Origin of the sequence: Streptomyces pseudogriseolus, from assembly GCA_002154585.1 — a bacterium.
Lineage (GTDB): Bacteria > Actinomycetota > Actinomycetes > Streptomycetales > Streptomycetaceae > Streptomyces > Streptomyces pseudogriseolus.
In genome coordinates this window covers 1-449 of record MUNG01000717.1, presented here as the reverse complement: position 1 = coordinate 449, position 449 = coordinate 1, and the positions used below count along the sequence as shown (strand labels likewise).

Genomic DNA, 449 nt, shown 5'->3' with positions numbered 1-449 from the left:
CGCGGGCACGGCGTGCGCGGCGGCGGTCAGCCGCTCGGTCATCGCCGCCGCCGTCTGCCCGTTCTCGCCGGGCGCGCCGACGGGGAACGCGGAGGACAGCGCCAGGTGCACGTCCGCCGTGGCACGGCCCAGGGCGTGCGCCTGCGCGGTGAAGTCGTCCCCCGAGGCGAGCGCGTCGAGGGCCAGCGTCCAGCCGTCGGCGGCGTTGCGCAGATACGGCTGGAGCACCCCCAGCGTCGCCTTGAACGGGTGCGTGGTGCGCAGCCAGGCGACCGGCGCGGGCACCCGGTGGCAGCCCTGCCGGGCCAGCGCCCCGGGCACCTCGAGGTCGGGGTTGACGCCGGGCTGGATGCGCCGGAAGACCTTCAGGATGTACTCGTCGCCGTACACCAGCGAGGAGTTGGACTGCTCGGCCTTCAGCAGCCGCGGCACGAGACCCGCGGGGATCT

The 449-nt window shown here is 75.5% G+C and carries 1 pseudogene; it reads right to left on the bottom strand.

Annotated elements, in window-relative coordinates:
• Nucleotides 1–449 (bottom strand): annotated as a pseudogene (locus tag CCN29_RS36745) (maltokinase N-terminal cap-like domain-containing protein); the annotation flags it as partial.